The sequence below is a fragment of the Limnospira indica PCC 8005 genome, assembly GCF_000973065.1.
GTDB lineage: Bacteria > Cyanobacteriota > Cyanobacteriia > Cyanobacteriales > Microcoleaceae > Limnospira > Limnospira fusiformis.
On record NZ_FO818640.1, the window covers coordinates 4072254 to 4092362 of the forward strand.

Consider the following 20109-nt stretch of genomic DNA (forward strand, 5'->3'; position numbering starts at 1 on the left):
CTGCCCCTAGCTGGCGGGGTAGGATAACTGGATCGCGAATAGCGAGTATCTTCTCTCTAGGTGCTTTTGCCCTATTCCTCAATTTGCCAAATATCGGTCATCTGATTTTCATCGACAATCCGTTTTGGGCGCAAAATCAGAATCACCCTGCCTAGCAGAGGCGTTTCGGGTTGGTCCTCAAACCATTGCAATTCTAGTTGACCCTCAATCTCCACTAGAAAATAACTGTCTGCTTGCCATGTTCTACCTGCGCGATCAATAACTGCAACTACTTCCTCAACCTGACCAGGGAGAGGAGTAGGAAGCTGGTCGCTTTGACATAAAATCACCACTGGGTCTTCAGAATTTCGGACTACCTGCCAACCTGGTAAAGCCAGCCAAGCACCTCCTCCATTAAATTTGATGATTCCAAAAGGTTCGATCGCCTCACACAGGGGAACAGCTTGCCAATCCTCCTTGTTGAGGGGAAACCTCCCCGCCACAGGTACAATACAAGGAAGTTCCTCAGACTCCTCTAAACGATACACTGGCAGGCGAGGGGCAGTTTTGGGATATGAAACCGTAAAATCAGTTAAAAGCTGTTCTAGCTGGCTTCTAGCCGCCGTAGATTTGACAAATTTTAGACCCTTAGCAATCAGGCGCGATCGCTCCTGGATATCCTTTTGTTGGCGAGCCAATTTGGCGAAATAATAGGCTACCATATCCCCGGCATCGGTAGAAAATCCTTCCGGCATACCCCCGCTCAGGGAAAAATCTTTCAGCGCCCTAGCGATATTTCGGGCTTCATCGGCATCTAAATTGTACTCGAGAATCAACCCCGCCGCCGCCACCCGCAGGGGTTGGGTGAGGATACGAAGTTCATAAAGGATATCGCTGCCTTTTTGCCAAAAATGCGATCGCACCTTCTCGGAGGCTTCCCCCTTAACCATGGAGTGGTAAACCTGAGAAGCGACAATTACCTGATTTTGTTGCACAGGTTCAAAACCAGTATCCTCAAAAATCTCCTGGGAATTTTTACCGCACTTTTGCAGAGTAGCACAGGCCTGACCCCACTCAACCCAACTCCCTTCTTTGCGTCTAAGTTGCTTAATCAAGGCTTGTTGGTCTACATTACTTTCGACCACTGGGGGTGTAAATTTCGGATTCGGGGATGTTTCAGTCATATTCGCAATTAGTATGATAGACAATCAGGGACTTAATCCCCACGACTAGCTCCCCACCATGGTCAAGGGTAGCCCTTGGGGTTCAAAGTGCTTTTTTTCGCAGGAATAGCAGTAGGGATTCCGCGATTTCTTGGGGCCAATGGTCTTGGGGATAATGTCCAGCCTTATCTAGTTTAACCAATACTGCCCCAGGAATCTTCTCGACCAAACTTTCAGCCATAGACAGATCTAGCCAAGGGTCAGCAGTCCCCCAGACAATCTCGGTGGGATGATCCCATTTGGGGAAGCCGGAGACAATTTCTTCCATAGCCTCCTTTAATTGTAGATTCTTAATGGTTGCCATGAGCGCCCGCCCGGTAGAGGAAGACTTGAGAAACGGACGGCGATAGACATCGAGATCTTTATCTTCAATCACATAACCGCTTCCTCCCTCCAGAGTGCGATCGACTAATAACGGGTCTTGAGTCATCATATCCCCGACAAAAGGCAATGACATCTGTTTGATTTTCCAGGGTAATTTTGCCTCGGTAGAGACAGGGGTATTTAATACTAACAGCCGTTCAATTTGTTCTGGGTGTCGCAGGGCATACTGTAACCCCACGGAACCTAAGAAACCTTGAACAACCAAATAAAACTTAGTTAATTTTAGGGTAGTTAAAAACTCTTCTAATCCTTGAATATACGCATCTGGAGTATAGGGGAAATCTCGTTTTTCGGGTTTCTCGGAAAATCCAGAACCCAGCCAGTCGGGTGCGATCGCTCGGTATCCCTTCTCGCCTACTTCCTCCATAATTACACTCCAACTGTAACTTTGAGAAATTAACCCATGTAAAAATAAGATAGGCGGTTTATCTGTCACTTCCCGGTTAATTTCCCGATAAAACCAGTCGAATTTTCCCGCTTTAATTGTTTCCGTTGCGATCGCCACTTTTAAAAAATTGATAAATTTGATTAATTTGCAGTGAGAAAGCCGGAGGCAGAATCCACAATTAACAACTATTAATTATCAATTATTTACCCTACCCCCGGACTTTCAACGTTGAAGCCAATGGACAGCCAGAATTAGAAATTCATCTCAGCCGCTTGGACTTTTTCCACTTGTTTTTTCTTGAGAACTAACAGAATCTGAGTTAGCATCACCAGGGCAAAAAATGCCAGCAGACCTTGAATCCGAGTCGAACTTTGGAGTACGATTTCAGTATCATCTTGACCAAAGCCACCCACATTAGGATTATTGGTTAATGAATCACCAGCCGCCACAGGTTGACCCTCAGAAACAATCAACTCAGGACCAGGAGGCACAGTTTCCACCACAGAATCACCCTCAGCAGTAGTGATAGTTACCTGGTAGCCAACATATTCTTCCTGAGTAATTTTGGTGATAGTTCCACCCACAGAGGCTTTATAAACCGTGTTATTGCTGGCATTACCCGCCGGGTAAAGTTGACCACGACCCCGGTTTCCGCCAGCGTAGACGGCATATTTACCAAAGTGGATAGACTTATCAGTAGCTGGATCTGGAGACAGAACCGGGAAGACAATTTCTTGGTATTGATCGCCAGGAATTGGACCAACGATCACCACATTTTCTTGATCAGCACTGTAGGGTTGGAAGTAAAGACCACCGACTTCCTCGGCGATCTCTTCAGGAATGCGATCGGCAGGAGCAATTTTAAAGCCTTCTGGAAGCATCAACACCGCTCCCACATTCAGAGCGCCTTTGCTACCATCACCCAACACCTGCTGTACATTAGTATCATAGGGGATTTTCACCACAGCCTTAAACACCGTATCAGGTAAGACAGACTGGGGAACCTCTACTTCTGTAGGTTTAGCAGCCAAGTGGCAGTTAGCACAAACAATACGGCCTGTAGCTTCTCTGGGAGTTTCTGGGGCAGTTTCCTGAGCCCAGAAAGGATAAGCCGCAGCACTCTGGGGTAATACCAAATCCCCGGCTAGGAACAGCCCTGCGGTTGCCACTGCAACTAATAACACCCGCAAAGTTGCCCCAATACCACGACGCAGAATTGCGAATCGGTCAGTGTTTGACATCGGAATGTTCTATCTCTCTCAAAATGTAAATTATCATTAGATCACAGATTGGGGATAGATCTTATTACCATCCCCCCTCTGAGTCTCAATTAAGCCCACCAGGGAGCTTCATTGGTGCGGAAATCGGTTTCAGTCCAGGGAATGAAACTTACTTTGTCGTCCACAACTTCGGTGTGAACCAGCGCCAAGGACAGGGGAGCCGGACCACGCACTACCTTACCAGTAGCATCATACTGGGAACCGTGGCAGGGACAGATAAATTTATTCTCGCTGCTGTTCCAGGGAACCACACAACCCAGGTGAGTACATACCGCATTCAGGCCATATTCAGCCAGGTTGCCATCATTTTCAATCACTAGGTAGGTAGGATCACCTTTGAGACCTTGAGCCAAGACGCGATCGCCTACATTATGAGTAGCCACAAATTGGCTGACTACTACATCATTACCCAAAGCATCTTTGGCGATCACACCGCCACCTGCTCCCCCAGTTGAAGGAGGAATAAAATATTTGACGAAGGGATACAGCGCACCTAGGGCCACCCCGGTTGCTGAACCAAAGGTCAGCAGATTCATAAATTGGCGACGTCCCATACTCGGAACATCAGAGTTAGCAGAAATTTGAGTCATGATCGACGCAGTTTGTCTGTGTTATGTTACTTGATCTTTACAAGTGCGAGACGTTCAGGCATGAAATAGGGTTGCAATACCCGAAATAACCGCCTGGTGAGGATTTCAACCCCTTGGTTGAATATAAGGAGCGCACTCCTGACCATCCTCATAACTGTTTATATGTCCCAAAGCGAAAGCAAGGCAGGGAACTCAAGGTCAATCCCACAAAGAAAATCGCAATACTCAATTATACAACATGGAGGATTAAAACCACTTGGGCGATTGTGGGAAAGAGTAACGGCGATAGCCACCCCCAGTTTCAGGATACACAACCCGTCAGATTGAAGCGGGGAACGGAAGGCGTGAGGGTAACCTATTCCCAATAATCCGACCACTGCCAACCATCCATGACTAAGGAAATCTGAATGTTCCGACTTGAACCATCGTAAATAATAAGCAGCGAAATAGGTTGATACGCTGCGCTCAAAAGAGCAAAGGGAAAAGTAGGAGTATTTGTAAGCTACCTACACAGACCTTTAAAAGTACCTCGGTGGATAGGACAAGTCTAAAGATGGAATGCCCATATAAACGGAACGTTATAAACCCTTTTAGGCTCTGATAATCTGGTCGAGAGAGTCAGTAGTGAAAAAGTGTAAGCGTATGCCTATTAGGGGGTGAGATGTGACCAGAAGCCAACGCCCGGCTGTAATGGACGGGATATGCTAACGGGTCACGGTTTGATTGCAAGGATAGAGTCGAGTAGGAGTCAAAATGACGAAATCGAGAGAAGGTAAAGGCTTCGATAAACGGAGACCTACTAAGACTACGAATGGATGGAGAAGTATCAACTGGGCTAAGGTTCAGCGATACGTCTTTAAGCTCCAAAAGAGGATATTTCAAGCAGCTAAATCGGGACAGGACGCAAAGGCAAGAAGGTGGCAACGTCTATTGGTGAAGTCATATTATGCCCGACTCTTAGCAGTGCGGCTGTAGGGGCGGGTTCCACGGTCAGCCATGCTTCCCAACAGTCAGCTTAATAAACCCGCCCCCCAAGATAATCAACGCAAGAAAACGGCTGGAGTCGATGGAGTAAGAGTAATCTCTCCAAGACAAAGTTTTGAGCTTGTTAAGAACATTAAGGGAAACCTCAAAGCAAAACCACTGCGACGGGTGTGGATTCCAAAACCCGGAATGGATGAAAAACGCCCTCTAGGAATACCCACAATCCAGGATAGAGCAAGGCAAGCCTTGGTTAAATCGGCACTCGAACCTGAATGGGAATCGAGATTTGAAAGCAACAGCTATGGGTTCCGACCCGGACGGTCAGCCCATGATGCAATATCCAGAATCTTTCAAAGTATAAACAAAGGAGGTTATTACATACTGGATGCAGATATAGCAAAATGCTCTTACCGTGAACCATGAATACCTACTTTCCAAAATTCATTGTCCAAGCAGTCTAAAGAGAGACCTGAAACAATGGCTCAAAGCAGGCGTGCTAGATAACGGCGTTTTCGATGATACAGAAACAGGGACACCCCAGGGAGGGGTAATAAGTCCACTCCTAGCCAACATCGCACTGTTGGGAATGGTTAGGTTCATAGAAACAATGTATCCTAAAAAGAGAAACGTGGTTCAAGCCACAACAATCAGATACGCCGATGATTTTGTAGTAATATCCCCATCACTTGAAATCATTGAACAGTGCAAAACTGCTATTTCCAAATGGTTAACCTACATTCCGCAGGTTGACAGGGAATAAAAGATATGGTGCTAGTCTAGGCTAGAAAGGGTTCCTTCGAGCGGTAGGCTCTGGCGATGCAGATTAAAAATTTAGACCATCTGGGTTTAGTGGCTGGAGTGATTGACGAACTTGGCCTGGTCGAGTTGACGGATAAGCGGATTGAACCTCATAGCTTGGAGCATGTGAGTGCCGGACAAGTGGTTAAAGCCATGATTTTGAACGCCCTAGGCTTTCTCAGTGCACCGTTGTATTTATTCAGCGAGTTTTTTGAGAGTAAAGCGGTGTCTCATCTGCTCGGGGAAGGGGTAGAGGCTCGTCACTTGAATGACGACCGCTTAGGTCGAGTGTTGGATGAACTCTACGCAGAAGGGACGACATCATTTTTTCTCCAGGTGGCGCTCCAGGCTGTGGAACGATTTGGAATTGATATTCAACAGCGTCATCTCGATGCCACCTCGATCTCAGTAGAAGGGAAGTATCAGCGGTGCTCGAAGGGGAAATCCGAGGTAGGACTTGAGTCAGCTCCCCCCGGTGAGACATCAGCAGAACCCAGCCCAATTCGGCTGTGTCGAGGCTATTCCCGAGACCATCGTCCAGATTTGAAACAGTTTTTGATGACTCTAGTCTGTGCCGCTGACGGTGGCGTGCCGCTATGGTTGCAGTTGGCCAGTGGCAATGAACAGGACACTCAGCAGTTTGCAGAGGTGCTCAAGGCGTTTGGTGACCAATGGACTAGCGACGGTATCGTTGTGATGGATGCCGCCTTTTACACAGCAGCCAATCTGCAGCAGATGGAGACCACGGGGTGGCTATCACGGGTGCCGCTGACCCTAAAAGCGGCTCAAGAGCTGGTGCACAGCGATGTCACCCGACTGACTGAAGTCCCCTGCAACTCCAAGGATTACCGGATGTGGGAGATTGAGCAGACCTATGCCGGAGTGCGCCAGCGCTGGCGCCTCGTCGAAAGCCAAACCCGCAAAGCCAATGCCGACCTCTGGCAACCCGAATTAGAGAAGCTCGAACACCGCCTCAACCGCCAATTGAAAAAGCTGACCCAGCGGGTCTTTGCTTGCAAACCCGATGCCCTCGAGGCCTTGATGCAGTTTCAAGATGGACTCGAGGTGCATCAGCTCACTCAGGTCTCCCTGGAGACGGTGCGGGCCAAGCGACCCCCCGGTCGTCCCGCCAAATCCGCCGAACCCACCCCAGTTCAGGGCTATCGGCTCCAGGCCACGTTACAGCAGACCGCCACGGCGGAAGACCGCTTTAGCCGTCAGCGTAGTCGCTTTATTCTAGCCACCAATCAACTGGAGCAATCCCTCTGGCCGGCTCAGACCTGCTTGAGCGAATATAAAGGGCAACAGACCGTCGAGAGAGGCTTTCGCTTCCTCAAAGACCCCCTCTTCTTGGCCAGTAGCGTCTTTGTCAAAAAGCCGCAGCGGGTCGAGGCCTTAGCTCTCATCATGGCCCTAACCCTTATGGTGTATACCCTCGCCGAACGCCAACTGCGACAGGCGCTAGATGCTCAGAAGCAAACGGTGCGCGACCAACGCCAACAACCCACCGCTAAACCGACCTTTCGCTGGATTATGCAGAAGTTTCAAGGAATCCACTGGGTTAATCTCGATGGGCAAAGGCAGATTAGCAATCTCAATGATGAACGGCGATTGATTATTCACCTCTTCGGTCCACCCGTTGAGCGCTATTACTACGCATCCGGTTAATTACCTATCAACCTGCGGAATGTAGGGTTAAAACCTGTTGGACTAGAAATAAAACATGAAAAGACTCGAATCTGTCACACGCTCAAACGTATTGAGTATGATGGAAAAACAGAGGAACCAGGGTTCGACTTTCTAGGATTTAATATCAGGCAATACCCGGTAGGAAAATATAAATCTGGGAAACATGGGGGAAGAAGAAAAGGAGGCTTCTTATTTAATAAAACCCCCCACAAAATGTGAGGATTCAAAACTAACATAAAACCCAGAAAAAAAGCAGTTAAAGTCCATACAGAAGCGATTAAAGGTGTAATAAAACAACTTAAAACAGCACCTCAATCAGCCCTGATTAGCAAGCTAAACCCGATTATTCGAGGATGGTCAAACTACTATTCAGCGGTAGTCTCATCAGAGACCTTCAATAAACTAGACCATATAGTCTGGTTAATGTTAAGGGCATGGACAGTATCAAGATGCGGAAAGGCAAGTTACAAGAAGCTAAGAAACTATTTCAGTCATGGAACGGTTAGACTTAGTAATGGGAAAGAAAGACATGAATCTTGGTTGTTCCAGACTAAGGATGGATTCACACTATGGAAACATAGTTACACGCCGACTGTCAGACACACCATTATACGCCCCGATGCAACACCATACGAGGGAAACTGGACTTACTGGGCAACCAGAAAAGGACAAGCAATCGACACGCCCAACAGGGTAGCAAAACTACTCAAAAAACAAAAAGGTAGATGTACCTGGTGTGGACAGTATTTCGCACCATCGGACATAGTTGAAGTAGACCACATTGTACCTCGAAGCCAAGGCGGAAAGGATGAATACAAAAATCTTCAGCTACTACATCGCCACACCCGCGATGATAAAACGGCGCTTGATAACGCTAAAGCTGTATCCCTAACAATGGAGCAATCAGACTAGGAGCCGTGTGAGGCGAAAGTCTCACGCACGGTTTTGTATGGGAGGGGGAGATGGCGACATCTCTCTCGACCCCTACTAGGCGGGGTCAAATTTAATCTGTAGGGACTATGGTTGTTTCCCAGTCCTTACAGACCCTTGGAGCCTGCACCGCAGGAAAGCCATTTCATCTACCCCTACAGGACTGACATCCATTCATTAAAGCATTATTAAGGCATTATTACATTTTTTAACGGGCTGTTTTGACACTCCCCGCTCTAAAGAGACGGGGATTCTTGGTTCGCGCGACTCGCCATTAGACCGCAGGTTCGCACCAACAGCCCAAGAGAGCCAATCTCCCCCAGCGTAAGTTCCGGCGTGCCCCGCCGTAGCTAGTCCGCGTTTTAGGATATTCACTGCCGCATTGTGCGAGACGTTTAGGAGTGAAATAGGGCTGCAATGCCTGAAATAGCCTCCTAGTGGGACTTAGAGCCCTTGGTTGAATATAAGGAGTGCGCCCTGACCATCCGATAACTATCTATGTGTCTCAACATCTGGAGACCCCCAGATAAGGCAGAGAGACTCAAGGTCAAGACAGAAAGCTAGAACGATGGAGTTGTGACCCACCTAGTATAGCAGAAAGTTGAGAGTAACGGCGATAGCCACCCCCAGTTTCAGGATTCACAATTCTGGGATTGAAGCGGGGAACGGAAGGCTCCGAGGTGTAACCTATAGCATTAGTCAAGGTGGTTAGGACGCAGCTTTGAGAACGGAATCCATGGCATCATGGAGAGAATCAAACTGCTCACGTGCAGTGGCGAATACGGGCTTTCAGCCACGACCAACATTTCTCTATCTTGTTGAGGTCTGGCGAATAAGGCGGAAGATAGAGTAAACGGCATTGAGCTGCCTCCACCAGTTCAGCAATCCGTCCCCCTTTATGAAACGTTGCATTGTCCAATACTAGAGTCTGACCTGGCTTCAATGTTGGAATTAAGATGAACTCCAACCACAACTCAAACACTGTCCGATTACAACAACCCTCAAAGCTAAAGGGAGCTAAGAGTTGTTGATGACACCATGCGGCTATCATACTTACCCTGCCCTGCCTCTTCCCTGATTTGAGTGCATGGAAGCGTTTTCCTTCCTCGCAGTAACCATAAGGGTAATCCGAGTCCTGACTATTCATGCCGGCTTCATCGAGGTAGACCACTTCTTGTGGCTCCATCTGTTCAATCTGAGCCATAAACTCCTCTCGCTGTTGCTCATCACGTTCTTGGTAGCCGTAAGTTTTTTTTCTGGTGAAGCCAATTTTCTTCAAGGCTCTGGATATGGTGCGAGGAGAGATGTCGTCATCCCAAAGTTCAGCCATTTGAGCTGCTGTTTTGTCGCCATGCTCTTGGGCAAAAGCCTTGAATTTTTGCCAGTCGGTAATTTTGTGGTTATTGCCAGGTCGGTGATGAGGTTTAGGGAGGAAGTCTCCGGTCTGTGCTTTTCTTTGCAGCCAGAGATTAATGGTGTTCCGGCTGACATGGAAAACTTGACTGGCTTCTGTTTTGGGCATACCGTCTAGTTCAATGGCATCAATAACTTTTTGTCTGAGGTCGTAACTATAGGGGGCTGGCATTTTTGGTCTTCTTAGTCATCTCGTCCTCTCCATTATACGTCCTAAGTGTTCTGTCTTGTGCTATAACACCAGAATCGAGACCACTGCCAACCATCCATGATTAGGGAAACCGAATGTCCGGCTTGAACCATCGTAAAGTGTGAGTAGCGAAAACAGGTTGATACGCTGCGCTCAAAGAGTAAGGGGAAAAGTGGGAAGTAATGATATTACCCAGAAGTAACGAAAGTTATGCACAGACCTTTAAAGTACCCCGGTGGACAGGACAAATCTAAAGATGGAATGCCCGCATAGCTGAGAGGGTGACAAGAGAGCTAGACTGATTGCTGTACAAGGGATAGAGCATTTAGTCCTTGCCGAAAATTCTGAGCTTTATGAGGCTTGAGGGCCATCAATGCTAACATCTCTTCTTGCCAGAAAACTAGCGACTGGCTCCAAGCATAACCCGATAATCTGAGCCCAAAAATACTGTGATGGGGAAAATTATTAGGAGTTTTTTCGCTTCGACCGAGGTAAGCTACTAAGTGATTAGCTTCCCACTCATGACCTCCTAGTGTCGCCAGCCAATAAGCAAAAGTAATCAACAAAACCAAGGCTAAAAATCGGGTTGAATCCACCCGATTAGATTCCATATTATAGCCCCCACTTTGACAATCTCTAAACATCATTTCGACACCCCACCGCGCTTGCTAAAGTTGCTTAACCAGCTTGGGGTTATCAAGCGTAGTTAGTAAATACCAAGGTTTTTTTACCTTTTTTCCTCGGTGAATTTTTTGCCAATAAACTCCTAGGTTAAATCCATGAATAGGTGCAAATTTTTGCAAGGTTACATTTTTAAAAAAATGGGATTCGCCCGACTTAAATCCTTGAGTTTTTAAAGACTTACCTGGCTGGCATGAGGTAGCTACAAAAGCACTCTTTTTCTGACGAAATACAACATTTACACCCCTTACTCTGAGCCAGTCCGCGAGTTGAGCACTATGAAACTCACGGTCTCCTATCACTACAACCGGATAAGGTTTTAAAAGAGCCAACACCGGCCCTAATACCCGTTTCTGTTCCCGGAAAGAGCTACTGCCTAACTTTGGGAGTAGCTCCCAATATATTGGTAAAGCATGATGTCCCCAAATTATCGTGACCATCAGGAGATTTCGGTCTCTCCATTGAGTGCGGTCGAGAGCAACCGCTACATAGTTTTTGGTTTTCAATCTGAATTTTGAGCGCTTTCTCCGTTGCTCTCTATTTATAGCACAAGACAGAACACTTAGGACGTATAATGGAGAGGACGAGATGACTAAGAAGACCAAAAATGCCAGCCCCCTATAGTTACGACCTCAGACAAAAAGTTATTGATGCCATTGAACTAGACGGTATGCCCAAAACAGAAGCCAGTCAAGTTTTCCATGTCAGCCGGAACACCATTAATCTCTGGCTGCAAAGAAAAGCACAGACCGGAGACTTCCTCCCTAAACCTCATCACCGACCTGGCAATAACCACAAAATTACCGACTGGCAAAAATTCAAGGCTTTTGCCCAAGAGCATGGCGACAAAACAGCAGCTCAAATGGCTGAACTTTGGGATGACGACATCTCTCCTCGCACCATATCCAGAGCCTTGAAGAAAATTGGCTTCACCAGAAAAAAAACTTACGGCTACCAAGAACGTGATGAGCAACAGCGAGAGGAGTTTATGGCTCAGATTGAACAGATGGAGCCGGAAGAAGTGGTCTACCTCGATGAAGCCGCCATGAATAGTCAGGACTCGGATTACCCTTATGGTTACTGCGAGGAAGGAAAACGCTTCCATGCACTCAAATCAGGGAAGAGGCAGGGCAGGGTAAGTATGATAGCCGCATGGTGTCATCAACAACTCTTAGCTCCCTTTAGCTTTGAGGGTTGTTGTAATCGGACAGTGTTTGAGTTGTGGTTGGAGTTCATCTTAATTCCAACATTGAAGCCAGGTCAGACTCTAGTATTGGACAATGCAACGTTTCATAAAGGGGGGCGGATTGCTGAACTGGTGGAGGCAGCTCAATGCCGTTTACTCTATCTACCACCTTATTCGCCAGACCTCAACAAGATAGAGAAATGTTGGTCGTGGCTGAAAGCCCGTATTCGCCACTGCATTGAGCAGTTTGATTCTCTCCATGATGCCATGGATTCCGTTCTCAAAGCTGCGTCCTAACCACCTTGACTAATGCTATAAATGTTTTTCTCTAAATTCAGATTTGAGAGCGGCCTTGATTATTGGGAACCACAGCAACTTAGCCGAAAGTTGGGGGAGTTTCAGAAATCGTTGGATATTTCGGAGGCGACTACTGTATTGAATGGGTTGTGGAAAAACGTTGGCGAGGGTTGATAATCTGACTTGCCGATAACTTTGAAGCCTAAGTACAGGACAAAAGTTGTAGAGCCTGGTGAAACCGCCCTGAAAACAAAGGCAGATTAGAGAAAGTGCGGCGTAGAAAATCGAAGCCAGTGCGGAAAAGACTCTGGGAGCGTCGTCCGTGAGTCTTCAAAGGAATGGGTGAACCTTGGTGAATCCACAAACCCACCTTCATAGCCCAAGTAATATCAAGTCCGGATAATCAATTATAGTAAAGTCTCGGTTTGAGGCCACCAATGAAAACTGGTCAAGCCTCGAATTAATTCGCGCTGTTTCCACAAACTTCGGCAGCGAGCACACAAGAGTTCCTCTAGCTGATCAAGATTCTCAAATGAACGATTGGCAATGGGTTCATCTACCAGAGGCCACAGTCTTTCTGCTGGTTGTAGTTCCGGGGAATGGGACGGTAGAAACATTAAATGCAGTCCTTCGGGTACTTTCAGATTCTTACTGATATGCCATCCGGCTTGATCAACCACTAACATAATGTGTTGATTTGGACCTAATTTAAATTCGGCAGCAAACTCCTGTAACACTCGACTAAATAGAGTTGTATTGACGTAAGGTATAATCCACCAATAAGTCTCTCCCGTTTCCGGTCTCACAAAACCATATAGCCATAACCACTCGAATTTCCAATTAATATGGGCGAGTGGTTGACAATCTTCCGCTACATAAATACGTCGCATCACCGGTTTGAGTCCCAGACGGTGTTCATCTTCGCTCCACAATTGCACCTGTGCATCAGGGTATCTCCGGCGAAGTCCCTCTAACTCCGTTACCAGTTTTTTTTTCCAGGCTTGCTGCTCGTCTTCGTCACTTTCGATGTGAGCCGGTCTCGGTACACGAAGCCGAAATGTCATTTGTCGCAGAATCTCCCATCCCCTTTATCGGCTAATTTTTCGTCCAGTTACTCCTGTCAACCAGTCTGCCACCTGGCGACCGTTCCACAGTCCCCCATCCGGCGCTGTTCCTTGCAGGGCTTGCCATAACTGAGCTTGAGTCACATCATCAATTAACGGTGGATGTCCGGGATTTCCTTTTCGGCGCGCACCCAGCCCTTTTAATCCCAATTGGTTGTATCTCTTTACCAATTCATAAATCCAGATGCGACTGTAGCCCGTAATTTCTTGGACTTCCTCCGTGGTCTTCCCCTTAGCCAACAACCAAATAATTTGATATTGGCGACTTTCCAAGCCCTCTTGGGCTTGGTGATCAGCCCGGCCAAGTTCTTCGGTACTTAAGTGGGGAGCTATACTAATTCGTCTGGGCATAACGCAAGTTTGGCATTGGTCACTGATATTATAACCGATTAAGCGAACTTGATATAAAAGCCAGGCTAAGCAAAGCCAATAAACGGCTCAAGCGCTCAGGGTCCTTAAAGTGAGTCGATTCGAGACAGAAGCCCCGAGTCTTCAAGGCTCCGAAGAGGTTTTCAATACCCCAACGCCGAGCATAGTCGGGGAGGGCCGTTTCGGGGCAAGCGTTAGTGATGAGAATCAACAACTCCCCCGAATCAGCCAGACGAGAGCCAATGACGTAAACCTGCCGTCCCCAAACCCAACGGCGACCCGAAAGCTGGCGAAATTCTCCGGGTCGCAGAGAATCAAACATTCGTTCGCCGCTACGCCGAGTTCCTCCTAACTTAGGACTAATCAGCTCGCTGTGGCGGATGCGTAGGCGGAAAGGAACCTCGGGGTCGATGAGAAGATACGAGAGCCAATCTCGCCCCACAAATTCCCGGTCAGCGGTCAGATAAGCCACCTCCACGTCAGGAAATATAGCATTAGTCAAGGTGGTTAGGACGCAGCTTTGAGAACGGAATCCATGGCATCATGGAGAGAATCAAACTGCTCAATGCAGTGGCGAATACGGGCTTTCAGCCACGACCAACATTTCTCTATCTTGTTGAGGTCTGGCGAATAAGGTGGTAGATAGAGTAAACGGCATTGAGCTGCCTCCACCAGTTCAGCAATCCGTCCCCCTTTATGAAACGTTGCATTGTCCAATACTAGAGTCTGACCTGGCTTCAATGTTGGAATTAAGATGAACTCCAACCACAACTCAAACACTGTCCGATTACAACAACCCTCAAAGCTAAAGGGAGCTAAGAGTTGTTGATGACACCATGCGGCTATCATACTTACCCTGCCCTGCCTCTTCCCTGATTTGAGTGCATGGAAGCGTTTTCCTTCCTCGCAGTAACCATAAGGGTAATCCGAGTCCTGACTATTCATGCCGGCTTCATCGAGGTAGACCACTTCTTCCGGCTCCATCTGTTCAATCTGAGCCATAAACTCCTCTCGCTGTTGCTCATCACGTTCTTGGTAGCCGTAAGTTTTTTTTTCTGGTGAAGCCAATTTTCTTCAAGGCTCTGGATATGGTGCGAGGAGAGATGTCGTCATCCCAAAGTTCAGCCATTTGAGCTGCTGTTTTGTCGCCATGCTCTTGGGCAAAAGCCTTGAATTTTTGCCAGTCGGTAATTTTGTGGTTATTGCCAGGTCGGTGATGAGGTTTAGGGAGGAAGTCTCCGGTCTGTGCTTTTCTTTGCAGCCAGAGATTAATGGTGTTCCTGCTGACATGGAAAACTTGACTGGCTTCTGTTTTGGGCATACCGTCTAGTTCAATGGCATCAATAACTTTTTGTCTGAGGTCGTAACTATAGGGGGCTGGCATTTTTGGTCTTCTTAGTCATCTCGTCCTCTCCATTATACGTCCTAAGTGTTCTGTCTTGTGCTATAGTGCCTCGAAGCGGTCGAATAAGTCCATGCGTTCGCCACTGTTGCTATTGCCCTTTTTGTCAAGCATCGTCCACAGCAGGGGAAAGGCAATCCCCTCGTGGACGACTGCCAACATCAAGATGTTGAAATGGGTTTGACCGAAAGACCAACAGGTGCGGTCGAGACTAAGAGTCCAAGGTTGGGGAATGTCAATGAGGCTAACGACGAAACGGGCAATCTCTGCCCGGTCAAATTTGAATTCCCGAAAAAAACGTTGTAATCGCTGGTAATTTGAGGAAATTTGCACAGGATTTGCGAATACAGTCGCTATTTCCATCAGATTAACCGTCTTTGTTTGGAATAGCGCCATCAGGAACAGGCAGACAAAGTTTAATCTCGCCCCGTGCCAGGGCAAGTGAGGGCGCAAAGTGTCTCGTAATCGGTTAAGCTCGTTCATGAGAGGGAAGTTTGGTTTGTGGTAATTCCGATGTAACCCTCTCACCCCAACTTGGCGCTACCCCCCCACCCCTCGACTTTCACCTCAGCCCGGAGCGCCCCCTTCAGAATTTTCGGCTAGATTCCCTTTTGGCTAAGACTTTCAGCTTTTTTGTCCTGTACTGAGCTTTGAAGCATCAACACTAAGAGTTCTAACGTCTGTGCTTGACTCTCGCTCAAATGGATTCGTAATAGTTTTTGGTATAATGTCCTTAGCATTTTTTGTCAGGGTGGCTCCCAAGGCCACCCGCTTTTTGACGATATCTCCATTATCTAAAACAATTGCCCTGTCTGGGTTTGACCTCCGTTGTCACCCTCTCAGCCCGCATAGATGGAACGTTTAAACCCCTCATTGGCTCTGCTAATAAACAAGTGAGCAATATTACTCACAAGTAGTAGTGAAAAGTGTAAGCGTATGGTGCGAGACGTTCGGGTATGAAATAGGGCTGAAATGCCCGAAATAACTACCCGGTGAGGATTCCAGCTCCGAATCTGGATATAAGGAGACCTCTCCTGACCATCCTCATAACTGGTTATATGTCCCGACGCTTAGGGAACTAAGCAAGGCAGGGAACTCAAGGTCATAAACGAACTGAGAAATCAGGGAGTAGAGAGTAACGGCGATAGCCACCCCCAGTTTTGGAAATCATAACTCCAGGATTGAAGCGGGGAACGGAAGGCGTGAGGTAGAACCTACTACCAAGACGCGACCACTGCCAACCATCTATGATTAGGAAGACCGAATGTCCGACTTGAACCATCGTAATACACTAGCAGCGAAATAGGTTGACACGCTGCGCTCAAAAGGGCAAGGGGAAAAGTAGGGGGTTCGTGCGACTACCTACACAGACCTTTAAAAGTACCCCGGCGGAGAGGACAAATCTAACGATGGAATGCCCATATAATCGGAACGTTGTAACCTCTCTAATGCTCTGCCTATAAACAAGTGAGTAATGCTATTCACAAGGCAGTAGTGAAAAATGTAAGCGCATGCTTAGAGGGTGAAGGATGTGACCAGAAGCTAAAGCCCAATTGTCATGGTTGGGATATGCCCACAGGTCACGGTGGGGATATAGATACTGCGGTCAGTAAGAGTATAATGGCGAGGACGAGTTTAAAGACTACGTGGTGCATATAGCTCTGAACATCGAAGTAGAAAGCAGGTCTCTTGATTCTGCTCCTTTGACAAATAGGGTATCCACACCAGGAGCCGTGTGATGGGAAACTATCAAGCACGGTTCTGAATGGGAGAGGGTGAAGGTGACTTCACTCTCGACCCCTAACCCTTTAAGGGGAAAGGATGTGACTGAAAGCTAATGCCTAATTGTAATGGTTAGGATATGCCCACTAGTCACGGTGTGGATATAGATACTGCGATAAAGTAGGGGCTTAATAGCGAAAGCGAGTTTAAAGACTACGTATGCAAATAGCTTTGAAAGTTGAAGTACAAAAGCAAGGGGTAGTAACCTTGTTCCCAATGACAAAAGGGGTATCCACATCAGGAGCCGTATGAGGTGAAAGTCTCAAGTACGGTTTGGAATTGGAGTTGGGGAAGGTGACTTCCCTTTCGACCATAACAACATCGCGCGCGGCTAGATATCCACAGTGCGAACAAATATGTGTTCTTTCTGATAGGGTTTTCTTCACCACTTGACTGCAGTTTGAGCATTCTTGGCTGGTATAGTGAGCTGGCACAGCTACCGTGACCTTGCCATATTTAATGCCAAAATACTCTAGCCAACCGCGAAAAGTAGACCAACCCGCATCATAAATAGATTTAGCTAGTTTTCGATTTCTTACCAGCCCTTTGACAATGAAGCTCACCCCACCCGCCCAAGGCAGGTGGGGGTGTCGGTGCTAACCTCGAACTGTGCTATTCCACAGGTCACACAAACAAGCCCAGCTTCTAGGCGATCGCCGAGAACGTTGGATCGAGGGCTCCTCACTGTCCTTTCGGCGAGTGAGCTGAAGAATACCTCGTGCAGCAATATTGAGCGCCCCATTGAGGTCTGCATTGTATCGCTTGCCCGAGGAAAATTTAGCCAGAGCATAGTTCTTGGAGTCTCGCCCTTTCGACTCCACTACCGTCATAAGCAAACTTTGAGGTATAGGCGGCCACGACATCAATGACCTTACCGCCTATCTCTTGCCACTTCATCTCCGTCAAATCTCGAATCATATAGCACAAGACAGAACACTTAGGACGTATAATGGAGAGGACGAGATGACTAAGAAGACCAAAAATGCCAGCCCCCTATAGTTACGACCTCAGACAAAAAGTTATTGATGCCATTGAACTAGACGGTATGCCCAAAACAGAAGCCAGTCAAGTTTTCCATGTCAGCCGGAACACCATTAATCTCTGGCTGCAAAGAAAAGCACAGACCGGAGACTTCCTCCCTAAACCTCATCACCGACCTGGCAATAACCACAAAATTACCGACTGGCAAAAATTCAAGGCTTTTGCCCAAGAGCATGGCGACAAAACAGCAGCTCAAATGGCTGAACTTTGGGATGACGACATCTCTCCTCGCACCATATCCAGAGCCTTGAAGAAAATTGGCTTCACCAGAAAAAAAACTTACGGCTACCAAGAACGTGATGAGCAACAGCGAGAGGAGTTTATGGCTCAGATTGAACAGATGGAGCCGGAAGAAGTGGTCTACCTCGATGAAGCCGCCATGAATAGTCAGGACTCGGATTACCCTTATGGTTACTGCGAGGAAGGAAAACGCTTCCATGCACTCAAATCAGGGAAGAGGCAGGGCAGGGTAAGTATGATAGCCGCATGGTGTCATCAACAACTCTTAGCTCCCTTTAGCTTTGAGGGTTGTTGTAATCGGACAGTGTTTGAGTTGTGGTTGGAGTTCATCTTAATTCCAACATTGAAGCCAGGTCAGACTCTAGTATTGGACAATGCAACGTTTCATAAAGGGGGGCGGATTGCTGAACTGGTGGAGGCAGCTCAATGCCGTTTACTCTATCTACCACCTTATTCGCCAGACCTCAACAAGATAGAGAAATGTTGGTCGTGGCTGAAAGCCCGTATTCGCCACTGCATTGAGCAGTTTGATTCTCTCCATGATGCCATGGATTCCGTTCTCAAAGCTGCGTCCTAACCACCTTGACTAATGCTATACCTTTAAGCCATCCATGAAAGCGTTGGCGAAGTAAGGAGCGCTTGCGCCCCCCCTTAGCTTTCCATCCTTTCAGGTTCTCAAAGACAATAGCATCGGCATTGAACTGTTGGGCAATCTGCACGATGCGCTTCGAGACAATCTGCCCAATTTGACGGTTGATATTACGGCATTTGCGGTAGGTATGAGAGCAGAAGCCTTTCTGGAGACTTCCACCTAGCCCCATCGTCTTACTATAGCACAAGACAGAACACTTAGGACGTATAATGGAGAGGACGAGATGACTAAGAAGACCAAAAATGCCAGCCCCCTATAGTTACGACCTCAGACAAAAAGTTATTGATGCCATTGAACTAGACGGTATGCCCAAAACAGAAGCCAGTCAAGTTTTCCATGTCAGCAGGAACACCATTAATCTCTGGCTGCAAAGAAAAGCACAGACCGGAGACTTCCTCCCTAAACCTCATCACCGACCTGGCAATAACCACAAAATTACCGACTGGCAAAAATTCAAGGCTTTTGCCCAAGAGCATGGCGACAAAACAGCAGCTCAAATGGCTGAACTTTGGGATGACGACATCTCTCCTCGCACCATATCCAGAGCCTTGAAGAAAATTGGCTTCACCAGAAAAAAAACTTACGGCTACCAAGAACGTGATGAGCAACAGCGAGAGGAGTTTATGGCTCAGATTGAACAGATGGAGCCGGAAGAAGTGGTCTACCTCGATGAAGCCGGCATGAATAGTCAGGACTCGGATTACCCTTATGGTTACTGCGAGGAAGGAAAACGCTTCCATGCACTCAAATCAGGGAAGAGGCAGGGCAGGGTAAGTATGATAGCCGCATGGTGTCATCAACAACTCTTAGCTCCCTTTAGCTTTGAGGGTTGTTGTAATCGGACAGTGTTTGAGTTGTGGTTGGAGTTCATCTTAATTCCAACATTGAAGCCAGGTCAGACTCTAGTATTGGACAATGCAACGTTTCATAAAGGGGGACGGATTGCTGAACTGGTGGAGGCAGCTCAATGCCGTTTACTCTATCTACCACCTTATTCGCCAGACCTCAACAAGATAGAGAAATGTTGGTCGTGGCTGAAAGCCCGTATTCGCAACTGCATTGAGCAGTTTGATTCTCTCCATGATGCCATGGATTCCGTTCTCAAAGCTGCGTCCTAACCACCTTGACTAATGCTATAACTAGTTGCGATACCATGCACCCTCACTGAGGAAATGCACTTTCACTTCATGGTTGAAATCTAATGTTAGTTTACTCAAATCTAGCTGACGACTAGAAACAAATGAGGGGTCTAGGGCTTGATATTCGGTGTGGATATAGTCATTAAAAACACCGGAGTTAATCAGCCCTTGAAAGTGTTCATCGGCTCGTTGAATAGTGAATGCAGCAGCGGAACCAGCAACGGCTAGGGTAGTTGTGACGGCTGTAAATGCTGCAAGGATTGTGGATTTCATGGGGGTTGGTCTCCGTAAGTTTTAAGATAGCAGTTCAGTAAGATGCGAGTCCTGGAAGATTCATAACTTTTTAGC

Annotated in this window: 14 protein-coding genes and 9 pseudogenes; 8 read left to right on the plus strand and 15 right to left on the minus strand. The window is 47.3% G+C overall.

What is annotated here, in order from left to right; translation table 11 throughout:
- Nucleotides 1-71: 71 nt before the first annotated feature.
- The 4 genes from XZ46_RS17845 to petC form a co-directional block, all read right to left on the minus strand.
- On the minus strand, nt 72-1163 hold the full coding sequence (locus tag XZ46_RS17845; protein WP_006624499.1) for a RuBisCO accumulation factor 1: 1092 nt from the start codon (nt 1161-1163) through the stop codon (nt 72-74).
- Between the two features lie 82 nt (nt 1164-1245).
- On the minus strand, nt 1246-2091 hold the full coding sequence (locus XZ46_RS17850) for an alpha/beta fold hydrolase (protein ID WP_006624498.1): 846 nt from the start codon (nt 2089-2091) through the stop codon (nt 1246-1248).
- Between the two features lie 134 nt (nt 2092-2225).
- Nucleotides 2226-3215 carry a cytochrome f gene (gene petA, locus XZ46_RS17855; protein ID WP_006624497.1) on the minus strand — a complete coding sequence of 330 codons (990 nt, stop codon included), beginning with the start codon at nt 3213-3215 and terminating at the stop codon, nt 2226-2228.
- A gap of 89 nt (nt 3216-3304) precedes the next feature.
- On the minus strand, nt 3305-3844 hold the full coding sequence (petC, locus tag XZ46_RS17860; protein ID WP_006624496.1) for a cytochrome b6-f complex iron-sulfur subunit: 540 nt from the start codon (nt 3842-3844) through the stop codon (nt 3305-3307).
- A 753-nt stretch (nt 3845-4597) separates the two neighbouring features.
- Between petC and XZ46_RS38590 the strand changes: the two genes are divergently transcribed.
- The 5 genes and pseudogenes from XZ46_RS38590 to XZ46_RS36895 form a co-directional block, all read left to right on the plus strand.
- Nucleotides 4598-4819, plus strand: a complete 222-nt coding sequence (locus tag XZ46_RS38590) for a reverse transcriptase N-terminal domain-containing protein (protein WP_006624494.1) — start codon at nt 4598-4600, stop codon at nt 4817-4819.
- A gap of 21 nt (nt 4820-4840) precedes the next feature.
- Complete coding sequence (locus tag XZ46_RS38595) at nt 4841-5251, plus strand: reverse transcriptase domain-containing protein (protein ID WP_006624493.1); 411 nt, start codon at nt 4841-4843, stop codon at nt 5249-5251.
- A complete protein-coding gene (locus XZ46_RS38600) occupies nt 5241-5588 on the plus strand; it encodes a reverse transcriptase/maturase family protein (RefSeq protein ID WP_008052035.1) in 348 nt (115 codons plus the stop codon). Before XZ46_RS38595 ends, XZ46_RS38600 begins: the two co-directional genes overlap by 11 nt.
- A gap of 56 nt (nt 5589-5644) precedes the next feature.
- On the plus strand, nt 5645-7294 hold the full coding sequence (locus XZ46_RS17875) for an IS1634-like element ISAtsp2 family transposase (RefSeq protein ID WP_048895005.1): 1650 nt from the start codon (nt 5645-5647) through the stop codon (nt 7292-7294).
- Between the two features lie 27 nt (nt 7295-7321).
- Nucleotides 7322-8227 (plus strand): annotated as a pseudogene (locus XZ46_RS36895) (HNH endonuclease); the annotation flags it as partial.
- A gap of 726 nt (nt 8228-8953) precedes the next feature.
- Here XZ46_RS36895 and XZ46_RS17885 read toward each other — a convergent pair.
- Nucleotides 8954-9830 (minus strand): IS630-like element ISAtsp1 family transposase gene (locus tag XZ46_RS17885; RefSeq protein ID WP_249432973.1). Its coding sequence is split into 2 segments (ribosomal slippage): nt 8954-9016 and nt 9018-9830, totalling 876 coding nucleotides; the frame shifts between segments, so codons are not numbered across the junction.
- Between the two features lie 311 nt (nt 9831-10141).
- Nucleotides 10142-11074, minus strand: a pseudogene (locus XZ46_RS30135) (IS4-like element ISAtsp5 family transposase); the annotation flags it as partial.
- A 62-nt stretch (nt 11075-11136) separates the two neighbouring features.
- Between XZ46_RS30135 and XZ46_RS17895 the strand changes: the two are divergent.
- Nucleotides 11137-12012, plus strand: a complete 876-nt coding sequence (locus XZ46_RS17895; RefSeq protein ID WP_006668645.1) for an IS630-like element ISAtsp1 family transposase — start codon at nt 11137-11139, stop codon at nt 12010-12012.
- A 21-nt stretch (nt 12013-12033) separates the two neighbouring features.
- Here XZ46_RS17895 and XZ46_RS34505 read toward each other — a convergent pair.
- The 7 genes and pseudogenes from XZ46_RS34505 to XZ46_RS38395 all read right to left on the minus strand — a co-directional run.
- Nucleotides 12034-12222: pseudogene (locus tag XZ46_RS34505) on the minus strand (IS4 family transposase); the annotation flags it as partial.
- Nucleotides 12215-12415 (minus strand): annotated as a pseudogene (locus XZ46_RS34510) (IS4 family transposase); the annotation flags it as partial. The pseudogenes XZ46_RS34510 and XZ46_RS34505, both read right to left, overlap by 8 nt.
- Before the next feature lie 4 nt (nt 12416-12419).
- Nucleotides 12420-13487: pseudogene (locus tag XZ46_RS30145) on the minus strand (IS630-like element ISAtsp4 family transposase).
- A 55-nt stretch (nt 13488-13542) separates the two neighbouring features.
- Nucleotides 13543-13998, minus strand: a pseudogene (locus tag XZ46_RS17910) (IS4-like element ISAtsp3 family transposase); the annotation flags it as partial.
- A 14-nt stretch (nt 13999-14012) separates the two neighbouring features.
- Nucleotides 14013-14889, minus strand: a protein-coding gene (locus XZ46_RS32910) for an IS630-like element ISAtsp1 family transposase (protein WP_108614679.1) whose coding sequence is annotated in 2 segments (ribosomal slippage) — nt 14013-14558 and nt 14560-14889 — 876 coding nt in all. Because the reading frame shifts where the segments join, the coding sequence is not laid out codon by codon here.
- 63 nt (nt 14890-14952) lie between these two features.
- Nucleotides 14953-15390: pseudogene (locus XZ46_RS17925) on the minus strand (IS4-like element ISAtsp3 family transposase); the annotation flags it as partial.
- Between the two features lie 1619 nt (nt 15391-17009).
- Nucleotides 17010-17240: pseudogene (locus XZ46_RS38395) on the minus strand (zinc ribbon domain-containing protein); the annotation flags it as partial.
- 431 nt (nt 17241-17671) lie between these two features.
- Here XZ46_RS38395 and XZ46_RS17930 point away from each other — a divergent pair.
- On the plus strand, nt 17672-18547 hold the full coding sequence (locus tag XZ46_RS17930) for an IS630-like element ISAtsp1 family transposase (RefSeq protein WP_006668645.1): 876 nt from the start codon (nt 17672-17674) through the stop codon (nt 18545-18547).
- Nucleotides 18548-18563: 16 nt separating this feature from the next.
- Here XZ46_RS17930 and XZ46_RS17935 read toward each other — a convergent pair.
- A pseudogene (locus XZ46_RS17935) lies at nt 18564-18800 on the minus strand (transposase family protein); the annotation flags it as partial.
- Between the two features lie 64 nt (nt 18801-18864).
- Between XZ46_RS17935 and XZ46_RS17940 the strand changes: the two are divergent.
- Nucleotides 18865-19740 (plus strand): IS630-like element ISAtsp1 family transposase, encoded by an 876-nt coding sequence (locus tag XZ46_RS17940; protein WP_048895160.1) that lies wholly within the window; start codon nt 18865-18867, stop codon nt 19738-19740.
- Between the two features lie 21 nt (nt 19741-19761).
- On the opposite strand, the gene XZ46_RS17945 is transcribed toward XZ46_RS17940, so the two are convergent.
- A complete protein-coding gene (locus XZ46_RS17945; protein WP_006623260.1) occupies nt 19762-20034 on the minus strand; it encodes a hypothetical protein in 273 nt (90 codons plus the stop codon).
- Nucleotides 20035-20109 lie beyond the last annotated feature (75 nt).